The sequence below is a fragment of the Frankia canadensis genome, from assembly GCF_900197875.1.
In the GTDB taxonomy this organism is placed as follows: domain Bacteria; phylum Actinomycetota; class Actinomycetes; order Frankiales; family Frankiaceae; genus Frankia; species Frankia canadensis.
The window spans coordinates 1-1,722 of sequence record NZ_FZMO01000410.1 but is presented as its reverse complement, the minus strand read 5'-3'; the positions used below and the strand labels follow the sequence as shown (position 1 = coordinate 1,722).

Below are 1,722 nucleotides of genomic sequence, written 5' to 3'. Positions count from 1 at the left end.
AGCCTGGATGCACCGATGAATGCGGTGATCTTCTCGGGGTCGACTGTAATGGCTGATAACTGGCTGTAGTTGCCGGTGGGTGTGGCTGTGCTGCCGCTGACGGGTTCGGCGGTGTGTCCGGTGGTGGCTGTCGGGCTGTCGGACGTGAGGTTCTGACTGGGTGCGTGGTGGTGCGGGGCGGGTCTGGGTTCAGCCGGCTCGTGCTGGTGCGGCCCGGCGGGGTGGCTGGTGGCCGGTGGCGGTGAACAGGCCGTGCCAGGGGTGCTCGGCGTGCCAGTCGGTGGGCAGGTGCAGGGTGATGTGTCCGCGGCCGTGGCGGGCGATGCGGGCGGGGATGTTGACCAGGTGGGCGCGCAGCGTGGCGCCGCGGGCGCGGGCGTGGAACGTCGAGGTGAGGGTGCCGGCGGCGCGGAGCAGGTTGTGGGTGGTGGCGGCGAGGGTGAGCCAGGCTGCGTTGGCGGTGAACACCCCGGAGGGCAGGTGGGCGAGGGGTCCGGCGGCGAGGTCGGCGAGGACCTGTTCGATCTGGGCGTGGTCGCGGTGCTGTGCTTCGGCCTGGGTGAGGTGGAACGGGCTGTCGGTGAACACGGTGTGATACCGCCAGGTCGGGAACAGCTCCTGCTGGCTGTTGCTGTTCTGGTCGCGGACGCGGCGGACGAGCAGGCGGCCGTGGGCGCGGTGGCGGCCGGCGGCGAACGCGGTGTAGTCGACTTCGGCGATCTGCGCGTCGGAGATCCAGACCCCGGTGGTCTCGTCGAAGACGGCGCGGGGGTAGCGGATCGGGGTCCAGGCATCCTCACCGATCTCGGCGATCGCACGGTGGATCTTCTCGTCGACGCTGGTAGTGACGGAGAAGTGGGCGCCGGCCCGCCGGCAGGCCGCCACGAACGTCCCGGAGTAGTAGGCGGAGTCCGCGCGGACGATCAGCGTGCCGGTCGCGCCGGCCTGGCGGGCGGCGGTGATGGCCTCGGCGACGAACGACGCCGCACCCCGGGAGGATCCGGCGTTCCCGCCACGCAGCCGGGTCCCGACGATCACGGGTGCTGCCTGGGGGGTCGACAGCGTGGCGACCAGCGCGTTCAGGCCCCGGACCAGCAACGACTTCCCCGCGATCTTCGTGTGGCCGAACGCGGCACCCTGCTTGGCCGGGCCGAACACCCGGCGCTGGCAGGAATCGACGTCGAGGAACGCCAGCGTGTCCGCACCGGGCAGCAGCGGCGCCCGCCGCGCGAGGGCAGCCAGGAACAGCCGGTTGACCCGGTCGAGTTGGCGGACGTTGCCCCAGTTCAGGGATCGCAGGAAGCTGCCCAGCGTGGACGGGGCACGGACCCCGGTGAACAGCTCACCGGTCGCCCCGTGCCGCAGCATCCCCATGTCCTCGATGCTGTCGGCCCCGGCAACCATGCCCGCGACCAGGCAGGCGACCTTCACCGCGGCGTTCACCCCGAGCGGGTCCACCGGCCGCAGATGCTCCTCCAGGAGCCCGGACAGCCCGGCCCGCTCGGCCAGGCGTGCCACCGGGACCAGCCCGGCGCAGCCGATCAGGTCAGCGTCGTCGAACCGCGCGTGCGTCCTCGACGCCGTATGCAACAATCGCACCTGCGAAGTGCCCTCTCGATCTGGCGGACGGAAGCGTAGAGAACTCCCATCCTCCCAGCTCAGAGGGCACTTTCGCGTTCAATCACCCCAACAGACAGCCACAAAAAGCGGTGCATCCAGGCT

At 70.9% G+C, this 1,722-nt stretch carries 1 protein-coding gene; it reads right to left on the bottom strand.

Annotated features, from left to right (window positions below):
* Positions 1-189: 189 nt before the first annotated feature.
* A complete protein-coding gene (locus C1A33_RS24760) occupies positions 190-1,599 on the bottom strand; it encodes an IS1380 family transposase (RefSeq protein ID WP_101833779.1) in 1,410 nt (469 codons plus the stop codon).
* Positions 1,600-1,722: the final 123 nt, after the last annotated feature.